Source organism: Agrobacterium sp. InxBP2 (assembly GCF_026191755.1).
Classification (GTDB): Bacteria; Pseudomonadota; Alphaproteobacteria; order Rhizobiales; family Rhizobiaceae; genus Agrobacterium; species Agrobacterium pusense.
This window is the reverse complement of the sequence record NZ_JAINDY010000017.1, coordinates 56,669-74,910: the sequence shown is the minus strand read 5'-3', so window position 1 is coordinate 74,910 and position 18,242 is coordinate 56,669. Positions and strand designations below refer to the sequence as shown.

Genomic DNA, 18,242 nt, shown 5'->3' with positions numbered 1-18,242 from the left:
TTCCCCGAACAATAATATGAATTTCAGATTTTGCAAATGTGATGCACTGCTCAAGGTGGTGCAACGGGACCGGATCAGATGAACGCGCACTGGGAGAATATCAAAAGCTGTGGGGGCTTCGCATCCCAGCTTTCCGTGCGCCGATATGAAGGTTCGAGCCTGTGCAGCCAACCGCCCGTCGTACTTTATCTGCGCGGCGGTTCGTTTCTGGAACCCGGCCTGGAGCCGGGCGGCAATTGCCCGGAACTTCCGGTCGCGCGCGCGCTTGCAGAAAGCGGCGCGGTGGTCGTGGAGGCCGATTACAGCAGGCCGTCCGGCAACGAGTTTCCGATGGTTATCGACTGCGCTTACGAAGCGCTCGATCGCCTGAGCCGGGATCGCAAGCATTATGGCGGCGCGAAATCGCTGCTGTTCGTGGCCGGCGAAGAGGCAGGCGGCAATGTGGCGGCGGGGCTTGCCTTGAAGGCCCGTGACCGCATGCCGGGCAAACTTGCCGGTCAGATACTTCTGTCGCCCATGATCGATCCGATGATGACGACGGAATCCTTCCGCGACGCGGACAGGATCGGTATGCGCCAGCGCTGGGCGGATGGCTGGAGCCATTACCTTGCCAAGGCGTGCGGGTTTTTTCACCCCTATGCCGCACCCTGCCAGTGCACGCGGCTGAACCGGGTGGCGCCGGCGCTGATCTTTACCGCCGAGGACGACCCTCTGCGCGACGAAACGGTCAATTACGGAGACCGCCTCATCGCCTCAGGCGTTAGCGTTAGGCAGCATGTTTTCCCCGCCGGCGTCGGCTGGACGGGGCTTTATCAAGGAGAGGGCGGCGGATGGGTCTCATCCGTCTGTTCGGAGTTCAAGACTTTCGTTGACCAGTTAAACCACTGAAATTTCGCATTTTGAGCATGTCCAGTAAAAGTGCGTAGCGGTTTTACGTCCGGATCATGCGACGAAGTAAAATAGATGAACGACCTGCTCCCGATCGGGGGCGAAGGAGATACCCATGACGCTGAACACAAAGCGCCGGGCCCTGACGGGCGCCGGTATCGGGCTTGCCATGTCCGTTGCAGCAGCAGCACTGTTTTTCGACCTCCCCACCAGTCGCGATGCAACGGCCGCTTCCACGCCTGCTGAAACACCAGCGATCCCTGTCACCGTTGCCAAGGTTGAAAGCCGCGACGTGATGCGCTGGGAGGAATTTTCCGGCCGTCTGGAAGCCGTTGACCGGGTGCAGATTCGCTCCCGCGTCGCCGGCCAGATCAAGGCTGTGCATTTTCGCGAAGGCGCGCTGGTGAAGGAAGGCGATCCCCTCTTCACCATCGACCCGGCCCCCTATCAGGCCGCTGTCGCCGGCGCTGAAGGACAGGTTGCCTCCGCCGAAGCCAAGGTCAGCCTTGCGAAAACGGAACTCGACCGTGGCCGCCGACTTTCCGACAACCGCACCATCTCGCAGAGCGATCTCGACCAGCGCCAGAGCTCGTTTGCGGATGCCGAAGCCCAGCTTCGCGCCGCCCGCGCAGCACTCACCACGGCGCAACTCGATCTCGGTTACACCGAAATCCGCGCACCTGTTTCAGGCCGCGTCGGCCGCATCGAAATCACCGCCGGTAACCTCGTCGCCGCCGGTTCCACCTCGCCGGCACTGACGACCCTCGTGTCGGTCAACCCGATCTATGCGAGCTTCAACGCCAGCGAAGGCGTGGTGGCCAAGGCTCTTGCCGAGCTGCCGAAGACCGATGGCGCCCTGCCGGCTCTCGAACAGATCCCAGTGGAAATCGGCACGCTTTCGGATGAAGGCACGCCGATCAAGGGTACGCTGCACCTGATCGACAATCAGGTGGATTCGGCAAGCGGCACCATCGGTGTGCGCGCCGTCTTCGACAATCCCGATGGCAGGTTGATCCCCGGCCAGTTCGTGCGGGTGCGCATGGGCGAACCGAAGCCGGAAAACCGCATCGTCATCAGCGATCGCGCCATCGGCACGGATCAGGACAAGCGCTTCGTCTTCGTGGTCGATGCCGAAAACAAGGTGAGCTACCGCCAGATCAAGCCCGGCGCACCGGCCGATGGCCAGCGCATCATCGAAAGCGGCCTTGCTGCCGGTGATACGATCGTCGTCAACGGCCTGCAGCGCATCCGTCCCGGCGCAACCATCGCACCTCAGGCGGAAGATAAGGTTGCTGCCTCGCAGTAATCCATCTCTTTGATCAGTAAGCGTCCCGCGCTTTCGCGAGACGCGCATTCAGACAGAACCGGCCTTCACCGGCGGCAGAATTGCCGCCGGAGCGGCCTTCGCATTCCAAAATATACCCGGAGAGGGACTGGATATGAATATTTCCAGATTTTTTGTCGACCGGCCGGTATTTGCCGGCGTCTTGTCGATCCTGATTGTGGTGGCAGGCCTTCTTGGCATGCGCGCCTTGCCGATTTCGGAATATCCCGAAGTCGTTCCGCCATCCGTCGTCGTGCGCGCCACCTATCCCGGTGCGAACCCGACCGTTATCGCTGAAACCGTCGCGACACCGCTCGAAGAACAGATCAACGGTGTCGAAGACATGCTGTACATGGGCAGCCAGGCGACGTCGGACGGCGTGCTGACGCTCACCGTCACCTTCAAGCTCGGCACTGATCCTGATAAGGCCCAGCAGCTTGTGCAGAACCGCGTCTCGCAGGCCGAACCGCGCCTGCCGGCGGAAGTGCGCGCGCTCGGCATCACCACGGTCAAGAGCTCGCCCGACTTCATCATGGTCGTCAACCTTGTCTCCAAGACCGACGCCTATGACATCACCTATCTGCGCAATTATGCGACGCTGAACGTCAAGGACCGTCTCGCCCGCATCGAAGGCGTGGGTCAGGTGCAGGTCTTCGGCGCGGGTGACTATTCCATGCGCGTCTGGCTCGATCCGCAGAAGGTGGCCGAGCATGATCTCGCCGCCAGCGACGTCTCCGACGCCATCCGCCAGCAGAACGTGCAGGCCGCGGCCGGCGTCATCGGCGCTTCACCAAGCCCGAACGGTGTCGACCTGCAGCTCAACGTCAATGCCCAGGGCCGTCTGACGACGCCGGAAGAATTCGGCAACATCATCGTCAAGAGCGGCGCAAACGGCGAAATCACCCGCCTGCGCGATGTCGCGCGCATCGAACTCGGAGCAGCCGATTACACGCTGCGTTCTCTGCTCGATGGTGAGCCGGCCGTGGCTGTTGCGGTCCTTCAGGCCCCCGGCTCCAACGCCATCGAAATCGCCGACAATGTCCGCGCGACCATGGATAATCTGCAATTGGCGATGCCCGATGGCGTGAAATACGAGATCGTCTACGATACGACGAAATTCGTGCGCTCCTCCATCGAGAAGGTTGTCGATACACTCCTCGAGGCCGTTGGCCTCGTGGTGCTTGTCGTCATCCTCTTCCTGCAGACGTGGCGCGCCTCGATCATTCCGCTGATCGCCGTTCCGGTCTCGATCATCGGCACCTTCGCCGTCATGTATGCCTTCGGCTTCTCCATCAACGCGTTGACGCTGTTCGGCCTTGTGCTCGCCATCGGCATCGTGGTGGATGACGCGATCGTGGTCGTCGAAAACGTCGAGCGAAATATCGAAAACGGGCTCTCACCGCGTGACGCCACCTATAAGGCGATGCGCGAAGTCTCCGGCCCGATCATCGCCATTGCGCTGGTACTGGTCGCCGTCTTCGTGCCGCTCGCCTTCATCTCCGGCCTGTCAGGCCAGTTCTACCGGCAGTTCGCGCTGACGATTGCCATCTCCACCGTCATTTCGGCCATCAACTCGCTGACGCTGTCACCCGCACTTGCGGCCCTGCTGCTGAAGGAACATGGCGCACCGAAAGACTGGCTCACCCGCTTCATGGACAAGATCCTCGGCTGGTTCTTCCGCGGCTTCAACCGTGCCTTCGGCGCGGCCTCGAACGGCTACGGCAAGACCGTCGGCGGGCTGGTGACGCGCAAGAGCCTCGTCATGATCGTCTACATGGCGCTGGTGGCCGCCACCTATGGCATGTTTACGACAGTTCCGAGCGGCTTCGTGCCGGCGCAGGACAAGCAGTACCTCATCGGTTTCGCGCAGCTTCCTGATGGCGCAACGCTCGACCGTACCGAAAGCGTGATCAAGCGGATGAGCGAGATCGCCATGGAAACGCCCGGTGTCAGCCACGCCATCGCCTTCCCCGGCCTGTCGATCAACGGCTTCACCATCGGTTCCAATTCCGGCATCGTTTTTGCGGTTCTCGACGACTTCGAAAAGCGCAAGACACCGGAACTGTCAGGTGGCGCCATCGCCATGCAGCTGAACCAGAAATATGCCGGCATTCAGGATGCCTTCATCGCCATGTTCCCGCCGCCGCCGGTCAACGGTCTCGGCCAGACAGGCGGCTTCAAGCTGCAGATCGAAGACCGCGCCGGTTACGGCTACCAGACGCTGGACGAAGCGGCGAAGGCCGTCATCGCCAAGGCATATCAGACGCCGGAGCTGGCAGGCATTTTCTCCAGCTACCAGATCAACGTGCCGCAGCTCTTCGCCGATCTCGACCGCGCCAAGGCGGAACAGCTGGGCGTCTCCGTCAGCGACGTCTTCCAGACGCTGCAGATCTATCTCGGCTCGCTCTATGTCAATGACTTCAACGCCTTCGGTCGCACATACAGCGTCCGTGTGCAGGCGGATTCACAGTTCCGCGCCCATGCGGAAGACATTGGCCGCCTGAAGGTTCGCTCGGCAACGGGTCAGATGATCCCGCTGTCGACGCTCCTGAAGGTGAATGCGACGACCGGACCGGAGCGCACCAACCGTTATAACGGCTTCCTTGCGGCCGATATCAACGGCGGACCGGCACCGGGCTTCTCCTCGGGTCAGGCACAGGCCGCGATCGAAAAGATCCTTGCCGAAACCCTGCCCGCGGGCGTCGATTACGAATGGACGGATCTGACCTATCAGCAGATTCTCGCCGGCAATTCCAGCATCGTGGTTTTCCCGCTGGCGCTGCTGCTCGTCTATCTCGTGCTCGCTGCGCAATATGAAAGCCTGACCCTGCCGATCGCGATCATCCTGATCGTCCCGCTCGGCGTGCTCGCAGCCCTCACGGGCGTCTGGCTGACGGGAGGGGATAACAACATCTTTACGCAGATCGGCCTTGTCGTCCTTGTCGGTCTCTCAGCGAAAAACGCGATCCTGATCGTGGAATTCGCCCGGGAACTGGAATTCGAGGGACGAACGCCGCTTCAGGCGGCCATCGAGGCAAGCCGGCTTCGCCTGCGCCCGATCCTGATGACCTCGCTCGCCTTCATCATGGGCGTGGTGCCGCTGGTCGTCTCGACAGGTGCCGGTGCGGAAATGCGCGCCGCCATGGGTGTCGCGGTCTTCTCCGGCATGATCGGCGTGACGTTCTTCGGCATCTTCATGACTCCGGTCTTCTATGTGCTGGTGCGCAAGCTGGCGGGCAACCGTCCGCTCATCCAGCACAAGCAGGAAGAACCGGCCAATTCGGACTACAAGCTCGAAAAGGCCGGCTGAGACCGACACCTATCCACCGCAACCTTCGACGCAAGCCCGCCGCGCATCCCGAGATGCGCGGCGTTTCATATGGAAAGATGTGTATGCGCCTCTTCTGAAATTGAATCAGTTTCAAGTGCTTAACGGTAATACAGGCCGCGTTCTGGCCGCACCACAATTGGCAAAAGTCAATATAGATGTTGGTGACTGCGCGCAGAGGAAGAAACAATGATATTTTATGTTTTGTATTTTGTGTTATTTTCCAAGAACAGGGTGATTCGGACTAAATGATTTAGTTCAGGGGCGACATGATGGAGCAGGATTACGAGAACTGGGCGACGACCGTTGCCTATTCGATAGTGATGCATGAGGGTCTTGATCTCGCGCTTTCCGCGCAAAATCTCGATAGAGGCAAGACCAGAAACAATCGTGAGCGGTTGATGGAAGCCATTCGCACATCCTTGCTGGAAGCGCGCTCACGCAGCCACGTGACAGCGGCGCAACGGGTTTAAGCCGGCCTCCTGAGATTGTTGCGGCAGCTTTCCTGGGCACGCCGCTGCAAGATCAGGCCGGAAGCAGGTCGGTCCGCACCGCGGCTTTCAGCGGCAGATGATCCGAAGCGATACGCGCCAGTGCGCTGTCATGCGCTTCGACCTGCTCGATCAGCCCTTCACGATTGGCGATGATCCGGTCCAGAGCCAGCACCGGCAGGTTGGACGGAAAACTGGGTACGGCTGGCGGCAGAGCGCCGAAAGCATCGCGAAACGTATTGAGTGATGAACCATTGCCGAGGCGCCATTCATTCAGGTCGCCCATGAGAATGGTCGGGCATTCATCCCTCGCTTCAAGAAGGCCGATCAGAGCCTTCGCCTGCTGGGCACGGGAATGCCGCAGGAGCCCGAAGTGAGCGGCAATGACCCGCAGGGTGCCGCCGCGCTTCAGATCCAGTTCGACAACGAGCGCGCCACGCGGCTCCAGTCCGGGCAGCTTCAGGGTATGAACCTCCTTGACCGCGCCCTCCTTGAACAGGACGACATTGCCATGCCACCCATGCGCCTTCACCCCGACCTGTACAGGCACGGGGACAAGGCCGCTTTCCCTTTCCAGCCGGGCGAGATCGAGCAGCCCGGTGCGTTCGCCGAAGCGGCTGTCGGCCTCTTGCAGCGCAATGATATCCGCCCCGATTTCCTGAATCACGCGACTGGTGCGATCAGGATCGAACTTGCGGTCCCGGCCCACGCATTTATGCACGTTGTAGGAGGCGATAACGGGAAAATCATGCGCCTTTTCCGCAGGCTTGGCATTCTGCCGCTGACGGTGATTGCGCAGCGAGTCCATCACAAAGGCCGGCAGGCTGGTATTCCGCGCCAGTACCGCTTTTTCGTTTTCCAGCACGCCGTCTTTTTTCACACGTCATCTCCGCTCAAAGATAGGGCGAGGCCAGCCACAGTACCCGTTCCACAAAACGAACAACGAACGGACGCGCTTTCAGTTCGCTCAGTCTTACAGGTATTGCGGCGTCGCGCGCCGTCGAGATCGTCTGCGTGATGGCCTGTCCGAATGCTTCGTCCATAACCTCCAGATCGATCTCGAAATTCAGACGCAAAGAGCGGGGATCGAGATTGGACGAACCGATGTAGCTCCACCGTCCGTCGATCACCAGCATCTTCGAATGATTGAACGCTCCCGTCGCCCTCCATATCCGGCAATAGTTGCGCAACATCTGATCGAACTGCGCCGTCATCGCCCTGTCGACAAGCACCAGATTATTGCTTTTCGGCACGACGATATCAACGACGACGCCGCGTCGCGCCGCCGTAATCAGCGCCGAAATAAGCTCCCGATCCGGGAGAAAATAGGGCGACATGATGAGAATCGACGACCTTGCGATGGAAAAAGCGCCGGTCAGCATCTTGTGATTGGTCTCGATGCTTTTGTCCGGCCCGGAGGAGCAAACGCGGGCAACGATCTGCGAGCCCGGCACGCCTTCGGGAATGGCGATATCCCAGACCGGCGTATCCAGAAGTTCCTTTGTCGTGAAACGCCAGTCTTCCGCCGCAATGGAGAAAAAATCCGCTACCACCGGTCCGCTGATCTTGAAATGTGTGTCGTGCGATTGTCTTCCCTGGCCGAACTCCTCGGTAAAACCCTCGCGTATGTTCATGCCGCCACTAAAGGCGACACGCCCGTCCACCACGAGAATCTTGCGGTGGGTGCGCAGATTGGCATAGGGCAGCCGCAGACCCATGATGACGTTACCGTTGAAGACGTTGGCGACGATGCCCCTTTCCCGCAGCGTCGGCAGGATGCTCGGAACCGAATAACGCGCGCCCACGGCATCTATGAGCACCCTCACCTCCACGCCGCGCTGTTTTGCCCGCTGGAGGGCGGAAACGAAGCGGGCGCCGATCCGGTCATTATCGAAAATATATGTTTCGAGGATGATCGACCGTTTCGCCTGCTCGATCGCTTCCAGCATCGCCGCATAGGCGGCGTCACCCGTGGCGATGGGTTCGATGCTGTTGCCAGTCGTCAGTGCATGGCGGGTCACCCGGTCACCCAGTACCTTCATCGCCGCGAAACGGCGGCCGAACCGCTCGGCTACCAGCTCACCGCCAGCGTCGAAACGGGCCACGCGGTCCATGATCTCGTCCTGCATGAAGGACCGCTGCTGGGTGATGTTGGACCGGCGGATGCGGTTGATGCCGGCAATGGCATAGATGACCGCACCGACGATGGGCGACAGCACGATGACGCCGACCCAGCCCAGTGCCGAGCGAACTTCTTCCTTCGTCATGGTGGCGTGCACGGCCGCCACGGTTCCCATCAAAACGGAGAGAACGGCAAGAATATGCGGCCAATAGGCGATGATGAGAGCGAGCATGAATACAACTATAGGGCATCAGGCGGAAAAGTGTAACGCGGTTTTCCGAAAGCCGCCACCTTAACGAGAAATTGGTGCAGCGATCCCGCAACGAGAGGCGTTCCCTGACGGCGGCAAAACGACCGCCATGCTTTTGCGGGACAGACCTTTGCGGGATTAACGGTGGAAACTGGTCTTGCGATATGTCATGAGAGCGCATCTTGATCTTTGGGCGGGGGCAGCATTGGTGGGCTTTCTGCCGCGTTTGAACGCAAGAAGGCCGTGATGCAGGACAATACCCAAGGCGCCGTCATCGTCATTTCCAGCCATGTCATGCGGGGCTCCGTGGGCAACCGCGCGGCAGTCTTCGCGTTGGAGACACTCGGTTTTCCGGTTTGGGCGGTGCCCACCATCGTCATGCCGTGGCATCCCGGCCACGGACCATCCACCCGCATGCGCTTCCAGGACGAAGACTTCGACAAGGCGATGACCGACCTCGAAAACGCCAAATGGATCGGCGAGGTCAAGGCGGTTCTGACCGGTTATTTCGGCAGCGCCGCGCAGGTGCGTGCCGTCGCAAGGCTGATCCGAAATCTCAAGGAAAAGAACCCGGCGCTGATTTACGCCTGCGATCCTGTCATGGGTGATCTGGGCGGACTTTATATTCCCCTTGAGACCGCCGAAGCCATCCGCGATCACCTCATTCCGCTTGCCACGGTCGCCACGCCCAACCGATATGAACTCGCCTGGATGAGCGGCGCCGCGCTTGAGACCAACAGCGCCATCATGGATGCAGCGCTTTCCCTCGGCCCGCCAAAAATGCTGGTCACCTCGGCGGTGCCGATGATGACGGGCGGCACCGGCAACCTTTACCTCAGCGGCCGCCACGCGCTGCTCGCCGAACATCGCGCCATTGAAAATGCGCCTAACGGCCTCGGCGACCTGATGTCGGCGCTGTTTCTTGCCCGCCTGCTGGAAGGTCTGGATGACGAAAAGGCGCTGCAGCTCGCAACCGCCAGCGTGTTCGAAATTCTGGCCCGCACAAAAAAACGCGACATGAACGAACTGACGCTGGAGACGGATTCTTCAAGCCTCTCCACACCCATGGCCATGGTGCAGATGCGTCATCTCTTGCATCCTTCGCGCAGCAAGCGCAAATAGCGGCTAGAGCATTTCCGTGAAACGTGGCCCTTGGTCTTCGTCCGGAAATGCGACAAGCAAGGAGTTGGAGCGGTTTCACGGCTCGAAGAAAACCGAAAATGCTCCAAAGGATTGGTCTTCAACGCACCGAGTTCTTCCCTTGATCTCGGTCCAACCACAACGGTACTGCGATAGATGAAAGATTTTCCGGAAAACCTTCTCAACGGCTATAAGAACTTCATGAGCGGTCGTTATGCCGACGAGCGCGAAAGATACCGCGTTCTGGCCGATACCGGACAGAAACCGCAGACCCTGTTCATTGCCTGTTGTGACTCCCGCTCCGCGCCGGAAACCATTTTCGACTGCGGCCCGGGAGAGCTTTTTGTCGTCCGCAACGTTGCCAACATGGTGCCGCCCTTCGAGCCGGACGGGCAATATCACGCCACCTCGGCGGCCATCGAATATGCGGTTCAGGTGCTGAAGGTGAAGGATATCGTCGTCATGGGCCACGGTCGCTGCGGCGGCATTCAGGCAGCGCTCGATCCCAATCTGGAGCCGCTGTCGCCCGGTGATTTCATTGGCAAATGGATGAACATGGTCAAGTCGGCCGCCTCGCAAATCCAGAGCAACGACGTCATGACCGCCTCTGAGCGGCAGACGGCGCTGGAACGCGTTTCCATCCGCAACTCCATCGCCAATCTACGCGGCTTCCCCTTCGTCAAGGCACAGGAAACCGCCGGCAAGGTGAAGCTGCACGGCGCGTGGTTCGATATTTCGACCGGCGAATTGTGGGTGATGGACGGCAAGACCGGCGACTTCCGCCGCCCGGATCTGTGATTGGCAGGTAATAGCTACCGGCCAAACTCAACGCTCGTCACCCCCGACTGGATCCGGGGTCCAGCGCGATCAAGTCCTTGATCGCCAAAGACTCTTTCACGGCGCGGACGCGCCGTGACTGGATGCCGGATCAAGTCCGGCATGACGGAAGTGGAATTCGCGCGTGGAAAGCGGCCTTATTGGCCGTCGATCGCCTTGCCGATGAAGGCGATCGCCTGCTGGTAGACACTTGCGGCGTTCCAGCCCTGAATTGCCGCGTAATTCGCCTGCCCCTGCTGGTAGCCTGCACCGCGCTGCCAGCCATGGCCGACGAGGAAGTTTGCGGTGGACGCCAGCGCGTCGGCGCGCGAACCGACGAGATCGATCCGACCGTCGCGGTCGAAATCCACGCCGTAGCGCACGACATTCAACGGCAGGAACTGCGTCTGGCCGATTTCACCATGGGCGGCACCCTTGGCGTTGACATTCAGCGAGCCGCTGCCGACGAGTTTCAGAGCCGCATAAAGCTGCTCGGTGAAATAGTCCGAACGGCGGCAGTCGAAAGCAAGCGTTGAAACGGCGGAAAGCGTGTGCTGGTTGCCCATGAAACCGCCAAAGCCTGTTTCCATGCCCCAGATGGCGAGCAGCGGACCAGCCGGCACGCCATAGGCACGCTCGATGGAGGCGAACAGTGCGGCGTTGTTCTTCTTCATGGTCTTGCCGCGCGAAATGATCGTCTGACCGCCGCGCTTCTGCATGAACTGCTCGAAGGACAGCTTGAAGCTGTGCTGACCGCGATCGGCGCGGATCGTCGCCTGGTTGTAGGAGACGCCGGAGAAAGCCCGGTCGAGCACCGAGGCGCTGACGCCGCGACCCGCCGCTTCCTGCTTGAAGGCGCTGACCCAGGCATCGAAGCCCGCCGAAGTGTTGCCGCATTGCGCGGCCATAACCGGCGTCGCTGCCAGAACCGAGACCATGGCCACACCAGCCAGAATTACCTTCATTGCCCGCATCAAAATCTGCCTTCGATATCCTTTGGGGAGTTTTTCCCGAGAACCAAACCGTCAATACTGTATGATTCAGGTGCCAAAACTGTCTTTTGGCGGCCTAAATTGCCTTTCGGCAGCAAGGCCTGCAAATAAACTGGCCGTGATCTCGCCAATTATAAAACCCGCCTGCCCCACACAGAACAGACGGGTTATACTTAACGAACCTTAAAAATTCGTATCTCGGATCAGGCGGCCGCCTTGCGCGGCTTGATGAAGCCACGATTGATGAGCAGTTCGGCGATCTGGACGGCGTTAAGGGCAGCACCCTTGCGCAGGTTGTCAGAAACAACCCACAGGTTGAGACCGTTTTCGACCGTCGCATCTTCGCGGATACGCGAGATGTAGGTCGCGTCTTCGCCAGCGGATTCAACCGGCGTGATGTAACCGCCGTTTTCGCGCTTGTCGATCACGAGGCAACCCGGTGCTTCGCGCAGGATGTCACGGGCCTGATCGGCGGTGATCTCGTTTTCGAACTCGATATTGACCGATTCCGAATGGCCGATGAAGACAGGGACGCGCACGGCCGTGCAGGTCACCTTGATCTTCGGATCAAGCATCTTCTTGGTTTCGGCCAGAACCTTCCATTCTTCCTTGGTGTAGCCGTCTTCCATGAAGACGTCGATGTGCGGGATAACATTGAAGGCAATGCGCTTGGTGAACTTCTTGGCTTCGACCGGGTCGGCCACGAAAACGGCGCGGGTCTGCTGGAAAAGCTCGTCCATGCCTTCCTTGCCGGCACCGGATACCGACTGGTAGGTGGAAACGACGACGCGCTTGATCTTGGCGAAATCATGCAGCGGCTTCAGCGCGACAACGAGCTGCGCCGTGGAGCAATTGGGGTTGGCGATGATGTTCTTCTTGGTGAAGCCTGCAACCGCATCGGCGTTGACTTCCGGAACGATCAGCGGAACGTCCTGATCGTAGCGCCATGCGGATGAGTTATCGATGACGACGCAGCCCTGCTGGCCGATCTTCGGCGACCACTTCTTGGAAACATCGCCGCCTGCAGACATCAGGCAGATATCCGTGTCGGAAAAATCGTAGTTCTCGAGGTTCGAGACCTTCAGCGTGCGGTCGCCATAGGAGACTTCCGTGCCCTGCGAACGGGCGGAAGCGAGCGGCACGACTTCATCGGCGGGAAAACCGCGTTCGGCCAGGATATTGAGCATTTCGCGACCGACGTTGCCGGTGGCGCCTGCAATTGCAACTTTGAAACCCATGATCAAGCTCTCTTTCTGTCTCTCCTCTTTTTGGTGAGGTGGGAACCCGCATCATATCGCGGCTTCCTCGATCCCCAGCCAAACCGGGGAGAGAGCGGTGGCCAGAGACGTCAGACGGTTTTAATCGTCGTTTTGGCCGTAATTCGGATAGAATAAGAAAGGCGCGGATCATCGCCGGCGGATTGTGCCGGTCCTTCCATGACGAACATGTCTGCAACATGCATGCGCAAGGTGATGCTCCTTCTTCGCGAGAAGCTATTAGAAGGTTTCTCGGTTCTGTCAAGGAAAAAGGCGCGTCATGCAGCCACTCGGACCAAAGCACAAATCGCCGCAGCGACATATTCGGGACGTTTAACATTAGACTAAAGTCATAATCCGAAAGCATCGCTCTTATTGGGGTTAATTTTCTGTCACTCTCATGATCCGCGCATTGCAGCCGCAAGGTGAGTCCAGAGGAGAGAGTTGGGCTCCGCAATGCGTCGATTGGGACATCTGTGGAGGACAGACAATGGCAAATGTTGCAGCCGTAAGCGGCGCCGCCCGTCCGATGACGGGTGAAGAGAAGAAGGTGATTTTCGCCTCTTCTCTCGGAACAGTCTTCGAATGGTACGATTTCTATCTCTATGGCTCGCTGGCGATTTACATCGGCGCGAACTTCTTCAGCCAGTATCCGGAAACGACGCGTAACATCTTCGCTCTGCTGGCCTTTGCCGCTGGCTTCCTCGTCCGCCCCTTCGGCGCGCTGGTCTTTGGCCGCCTCGGTGATATCGTCGGCCGCAAATATACCTTCCTCATCACCATCCTCATCATGGGTGTGTCCACCTTCCTCGTCGGCGTGCTGCCCAGCGCATCGCAGATCGGCATCGCCGCTCCGATCATCCTGATCGTCCTGCGCATGCTGCAGGGTCTTGCACTCGGCGGTGAATATGGCGGAGCTGCAACTTACGTGGCCGAACACGCACCGAACGGCCGCAGGGGCTATTACACCTCATGGATCCAGACGACGGCGACGCTCGGCCTGTTCCTGTCGCTGGTGGTTATCCTCGGTGTGCAGTTCGCGCTCGGCAAGGAAGCTTTCGCTGCCTGGGGCTGGCGCATTCCCTTCCTCGTTTCCGTTCTGCTGCTTGGCGTATCCGTCTGGATCCGTCTGAAGATGAACGAATCCCCCGCCTTCAAGAAGATGAAGGAAGAGGGCAAGACGTCGAAGGCGCCGCTCAGCGAAGCCTTCGGCCAGTGGAAGAACGCCAAGATCGCGCTCATCGCGCTTGTCGGTGCCGTCATCGGGCAGGCCGTTGTCTGGTACACGGGCCAGTTCTACGCCCTTTTCTTCCTGCAGAGCATTCTGAAGGTCGACGGACAGTCGGCCAACATCATGGTGGCGGCAGCGCTCATTCTTGGCACCAGCTTCTTCGTTATCTTCGGCTGGCTTTCAGACAAGATCGGCCGCAAGCCGATCATCATGGCCGGCCTCATCCTTGCCATGCTGACCTACTTCCCGCTGTTCAAGGCACTGACCTGGGCAGGCAACCCGGCGCTTGCACAGGCACAGGCGAGCGTTCGCGCCACCGTGACCGCAGCCCCGGGCGACTGCAAGTTCCAGTTCAACCCGACGGGCACGGCGAAGTTCACCACGTCCTGCGATATCGCCACCTCGTTCCTGACACGCAACTCGGTGCCTTATGACGTGGTTGCGGGCGCAGCCGGCCAGCCGGCCACCGTGAAGATCGGCGACGCCACCATTACCAGCTACGACGCCGTCGCCGCCGGCGCGGACGCGGCAGCCAAGGACAAGGCCTTCCAGAAGCAGGTCAACACGGCGCTCCACGATGGCGGTTACCCGCTGGTGCGTGGCGCGGCACAGGTGCCGGACGCGAAACTGGACGCCTTCATTGCCGCAAACCCGGAACTGAACCTCAATGCAGACGCCGTTCGCGCTGCCGACAAGAAGATGGTTGCGACCGACAAGCTGGTGGCTGACAAGCTGCTGACCCCGGCCGAAACCGGTGGTGCAGCCGAAATGGCCGTTTACACCGTGGCCGGCGGCGGCGCCTTCTCCATGGTGGCCGATCCGGCTGCCGTGAACTGGGTTGTCATCATCGCGGTTCTCACCGTCCTCGTGATCTACGTGACGATGGTCTATGGCCCGATCGCAGCTTTGCTGGTCGAACTGTTCCCGACCCGCATCCGCTACTCCGGCATGTCGCTGCCATACCACATCGGCAACGGCTGGTTCGGCGGCCTTCTGCCCGCCACCGCCTTCGCCATGAGCGCGGCCAAGGGGGACATCTATTATGGCCTCTGGTATCCGATCATCTTTGCAGGCATCACGCTGGTCATCGGCATGCTGTTCCTGCCGGAAACCAAGGATCGTGATATCCACGCCATGGATTGAGTGGCAGTCGATGAAACGCAGCAATCACCCGGCGCTTCGGCGCCGGGTTTTTTGTTGCCGCCGTACCGCCATCGCCGAAAATGGGCTTTTCCAGCCTGTCAATCCGCCGCAGGTAGAAAAACAGCAAGAACAAGACAAAAACACTCGAAATGGGCTATGACGGCTTATCAGGACGGGAATGGGAGAGCAGTTTTGAGAATCGGGACACCTAAGGAATTATATGAGGGCGAAGCCCGCGTTGGCATGACGCCGGATAGCGCGCAGGCTTTGCAGAAACTGGGATATGATTGCGTCATCGAAGCCGGCGCCGGCAAGGCGGCCGGTTTTTCTGACGACGCCTATCGCGCCGCAGGCGTGACCGTGGTCGACAGCGCTGAGGCGCTTTACACCGGCTCCGACATCATCGCCAAGGTTCGTCCGCCTGAAACATCGGAGATTGATCGCCTGTCTGCGGACAAGACGCTGATCTCGTTTTTCTATCCCGCCCAGAACAAGGACCTTCTGGAGCAGGCGAAGGAAAAGGGCGCTAACGTCATCGCCATGGACATGGTGCCGCGCATTTCGCGCGCCCAGAAAATGGACGCGCTCTCCTCCATGGCCAATATCGCCGGCTATCGCGCGGTGATCGAGGCGGGCAATAATTTCGGCCGGTTCTTCACCGGGCAGGTCACAGCCGCCGGCAAGGTGCCGCCCGCCAAGGTGCTGGTCATCGGTGCCGGCGTTGCCGGTCTTGCCGCCATCGGCACGGCCACATCACTTGGCGCGATCACCTATGCCTTCGACGTTCGCCCTGAAGTGGCCGAGCAGATCGAATCCATGGGCGCGGAATTCGTCTATCTCGATTTTGCCGACCAGCAGCAGGATGGCGCAGCGACCGGCGGTTATGCCGCCCCCTCCTCGCCGGAATTCCGCGAGAAGCAGCTGGAGAAATTCCGCGAGCTTGCACCGCAGATCGACATCGTCATCACCACGGCGCTGATACCGGGCCGCGACGCGCCGAAGCTGTGGCTTGCCGACATGGTGGCGATGATGAAGCCGGGTTCGGTCATCATCGACCTCGCCGCTGAGCGCGGCGGCAATTGCGACCTGACAGTTCCCGACCAGCGCGTCGTGTCCGACAACGGCGTCATCGTCATCGGCTACACCGATTTCCCAAGCCGCATGGCGACGCAGGCCTCGACCCTCTACGCTACCAATATCCGTCACATGATGACCGATCTGACGCCTGCCAAGGATGGCAAGGTCGTTCATAACATGGAAGATGACGTCATCCGCGGCGCGACGGTCACCTATGGGGGCGAAATCACATATCCTCCGCCGCCACCCAAAATTCAGGCCATTGCCGCGCAGAAACCGAAGGAAAAAGCAAAAGAGCTGACGCCGGAGGAGAAACACGCCAGGGAAAAGGCCGAGTTCAAGGCACAGACCAAGAACCAGGTCGGGCTTCTGGTCGCCGGCACGGCCGTATTGCTGCTCGTTGGCCTCTACGCGCCGGCAAGCTTCATGAGCCACTTCATCGTCTTCGTGCTTGCCTGCTTCGTCGGATTCCAGGTGATCTGGAATGTCAGTCACTCGCTGCACACGCCGCTTATGGCCGTCACCAACGCGATTTCCGGCATCGTCATCATCGGCGCGCTGCTGCAGATCGGTTCCGGCAACTGGCTGGTGGTGATCCTCGCCTCGCTTTCCGTCCTGATCGCGACGATCAACATCGTCGGCGGTTTCCTCGTGACACGGCGCATGCTCGCCATGTTCCAGAAGTCCTGAGCCAAGCGGGGAATCAAATAAATGACCATTGGTATTGTTTCCGCGGCCTATGTTGCCGCAGCCGTTCTTTTCATCCTCTCGCTCGGCGGTCTCTCCGGACAGGAAAGCGCCAAACGTGCCGTCTGGTACGGCATAACAGGCATGGGCCTCGCCATCATCGCCACCGTCTTCGGCCCTGAAATCAGCAAGGGCGTCGGGCAATGGCTCGTCGTGCTCCTGATGCTGGCCGGCGGCTCCGTGCTCGGCTACTTCGTCGCAAGCCGTGTACAGATGACCGAGATGCCGCAGCTTGTGGCGGCGCTTCACTCCTTCGTCGGCCTTGCCGCCGTTTTCATCGGCTTCAACGCCCATATCGAGGAAGCGCATGTCGCCTCGCTCGATGAAACCGCGCGTTCCTTGCTGACGGGCTTTTCCGCCATCCTCGCCCACAAGACGCCGGTGGAACTGGCGATCATGAAGGTGGAGGTCTTCCTCGGCGTCTTCATCGGCGCGGTCACTTTCACCGGCTCCGTCGTCGCCTTCGGCAAGCTTGCGGGCAAGGTGGATGGCAAGGCGAAGAAGCTGCCGGGCGGGCATCTGCTGAACGCTGGTGCTGCGATCCTGTCGCTGGTGCTGCTCATCATGTATTGCAACGGCGCAGGCGCATGGACGTTGGTCCTGATGACGCTTGCCGCCTTCTTCATCGGTTACCACCTGATCATGGGCATTGGCGGCGCCGACATGCCTGTCGTCGTCTCGATGTTGAACAGCTATTCCGGCTGGGCGGCAGCAGCCATCGGCTTCACGCTCGGCAACGATCTGCTGATCGTCACGGGCGCGCTGGTCGGCTCCTCGGGTGCGATTCTCTCCTACATCATGTGCAAGGCGATGAACCGCTCCTTCATCTCGGTCATCCTCGGCGGCTTCGGCGGCACGACGGGCCCGGCGATGGAAATCGAGGGCGAACAGGTGGCGATCGACGCCGAAGGCGTGGCCGCAGCGCTGAACGACGCCGACAGCGTCATCATCGTGCCCGGTTACGGCATGGCGGTGGCGCAGGCGCAATCGGCCGTATCGGAACTGACCCGCAAGCTGCGCGCCGACGGCAAGACCGTGCGCTTCGCCATCCATCCGGTGGCTGGCCGTCTTCCGGGCCACATGAACGTGCTGCTCGCCGAAGCGAAGGTGCCTTACGACATCGTGCTCGAAATGGACGAGATCAACGACGATTTCCCAAGCACCGACGTCGTCATCGTCATCGGCTCCAACGACATCGTCAACCCGGCAGCGCAGGACGACCCCAACTCGCCCATCGCGGGCATGCCGGTGCTGGAAGTGTGGAAGTCGAAACTCGTCATCGTCTCCAAGCGCGGCCAAGGCACGGGCTATTCCGGCATCGAGAACCCGCTGTTCTACAAGGACAATACGCGGATGTTCTATGGCGATGCGAAAAAGTCGATCAACGATCTTCTGCCGCTGATCAAGTGAATGAAAAGGGCGTTTCCAGGAGACCGG

At 60.1% G+C, this 18,242-nt stretch carries 13 protein-coding genes; 9 read left to right on the top strand and 4 right to left on the bottom strand.

From position 1 onward, the window contains the following. Nucleotides 1-78 precede the first annotated feature (78 nt). The 4 genes from K7A42_RS01215 (at nt 79) to K7A42_RS01200 (ending at nt 6,013) form a co-directional block, all read left to right on the top strand. Nucleotides 79-888, top strand: coding sequence for an alpha/beta hydrolase fold domain-containing protein (locus K7A42_RS01215; protein WP_004443469.1), 810 nt, complete (start codon nt 79-81; stop codon nt 886-888). 115 nt (nt 889-1,003) lie between these two features. Further along, entirely contained in the window at nt 1,004-2,194 is a 1,191-nt protein-coding gene (locus K7A42_RS01210) for an efflux RND transporter periplasmic adaptor subunit (protein ID WP_004443470.1), read from the top strand. A 133-nt stretch (nt 2,195-2,327) separates the two neighbouring features. Continuing rightward, entirely contained in the window at nt 2,328-5,522 is a 3,195-nt protein-coding gene (locus K7A42_RS01205) for an efflux RND transporter permease subunit (RefSeq protein ID WP_022556841.1), read from the top strand. Nucleotides 5,523-5,809: 287 nt separating this feature from the next. Continuing rightward, the gene (locus K7A42_RS01200) at nt 5,810-6,013 is read left to right on the top strand and encodes a hypothetical protein (protein ID WP_004443472.1); all 204 of its coding nucleotides are present in this window, start codon (nt 5,810-5,812) and stop codon (nt 6,011-6,013) included. Between the two features lie 52 nt (nt 6,014-6,065). Here K7A42_RS01200 and K7A42_RS01195 read toward each other — a convergent pair whose 3' ends face one another. Both K7A42_RS01195 and K7A42_RS01190 read right to left on the bottom strand, forming a co-directional pair. Continuing rightward, nucleotides 6,066-6,911, bottom strand: a complete 846-nt coding sequence (locus K7A42_RS01195) for an endonuclease/exonuclease/phosphatase family protein (protein WP_004443473.1) — start codon at nt 6,909-6,911, stop codon at nt 6,066-6,068. 13 nt (nt 6,912-6,924) lie between these two features. Then, complete coding sequence (locus K7A42_RS01190; RefSeq protein ID WP_004443474.1) at nt 6,925-8,385, bottom strand: phospholipase D-like domain-containing protein; 1,461 nt, start codon at nt 8,383-8,385, stop codon at nt 6,925-6,927. A 264-nt stretch (nt 8,386-8,649) separates the two neighbouring features. Between K7A42_RS01190 and pdxY the strand changes: the two genes are divergently transcribed. Further along, complete coding sequence (pdxY, locus tag K7A42_RS01185; RefSeq protein WP_004443475.1) at nt 8,650-9,525, top strand: pyridoxal kinase PdxY; 876 nt, start codon at nt 8,650-8,652, stop codon at nt 9,523-9,525. A gap of 174 nt (nt 9,526-9,699) precedes the next feature. Further along, the gene (locus K7A42_RS01180) at nt 9,700-10,341 is read left to right on the top strand and encodes a carbonic anhydrase (RefSeq protein ID WP_004443476.1); all 642 of its coding nucleotides are present in this window, start codon (nt 9,700-9,702) and stop codon (nt 10,339-10,341) included. A 176-nt stretch (nt 10,342-10,517) separates the two neighbouring features. Here the strand turns inward: K7A42_RS01180 and K7A42_RS01175 are convergent, their stop codons facing one another. Both K7A42_RS01175 and K7A42_RS01170 read right to left on the bottom strand, forming a co-directional pair. After that, a complete protein-coding gene (locus tag K7A42_RS01175; protein ID WP_004443477.1) occupies nt 10,518-11,333 on the bottom strand; it encodes a lytic murein transglycosylase in 816 nt (271 codons plus the stop codon). 221 nt (nt 11,334-11,554) lie between these two features. Then, nucleotides 11,555-12,589, bottom strand: coding sequence for an aspartate-semialdehyde dehydrogenase (locus K7A42_RS01170; RefSeq protein WP_003522626.1), 1,035 nt, complete (start codon nt 12,587-12,589; stop codon nt 11,555-11,557). Between the two features lie 508 nt (nt 12,590-13,097). Between K7A42_RS01170 and K7A42_RS01165 the strand changes: the two genes are divergently transcribed. The 3 genes from K7A42_RS01165 (at nt 13,098) to K7A42_RS01155 (ending at nt 18,215) form a co-directional block, all read left to right on the top strand. After that, entirely contained in the window at nt 13,098-14,981 is a 1,884-nt protein-coding gene (locus K7A42_RS01165; protein ID WP_004443480.1) for an MFS transporter, read from the top strand. Nucleotides 14,982-15,173: 192 nt separating this feature from the next. Next, nucleotides 15,174-16,748: a Re/Si-specific NAD(P)(+) transhydrogenase subunit alpha gene (locus tag K7A42_RS01160; RefSeq protein WP_112556965.1), complete on the top strand. Its 1,575-nt coding sequence runs from the start codon at nt 15,174-15,176 to the stop codon at nt 16,746-16,748. Nucleotides 16,749-16,769: 21 nt separating this feature from the next. Then, nucleotides 16,770-18,215 carry an NAD(P)(+) transhydrogenase (Re/Si-specific) subunit beta gene (locus K7A42_RS01155; protein ID WP_022556849.1) on the top strand — a complete coding sequence of 482 codons (1,446 nt, stop codon included), beginning with the start codon at nt 16,770-16,772 and terminating at the stop codon, nt 18,213-18,215. Nucleotides 18,216-18,242: the final 27 nt, after the last annotated feature.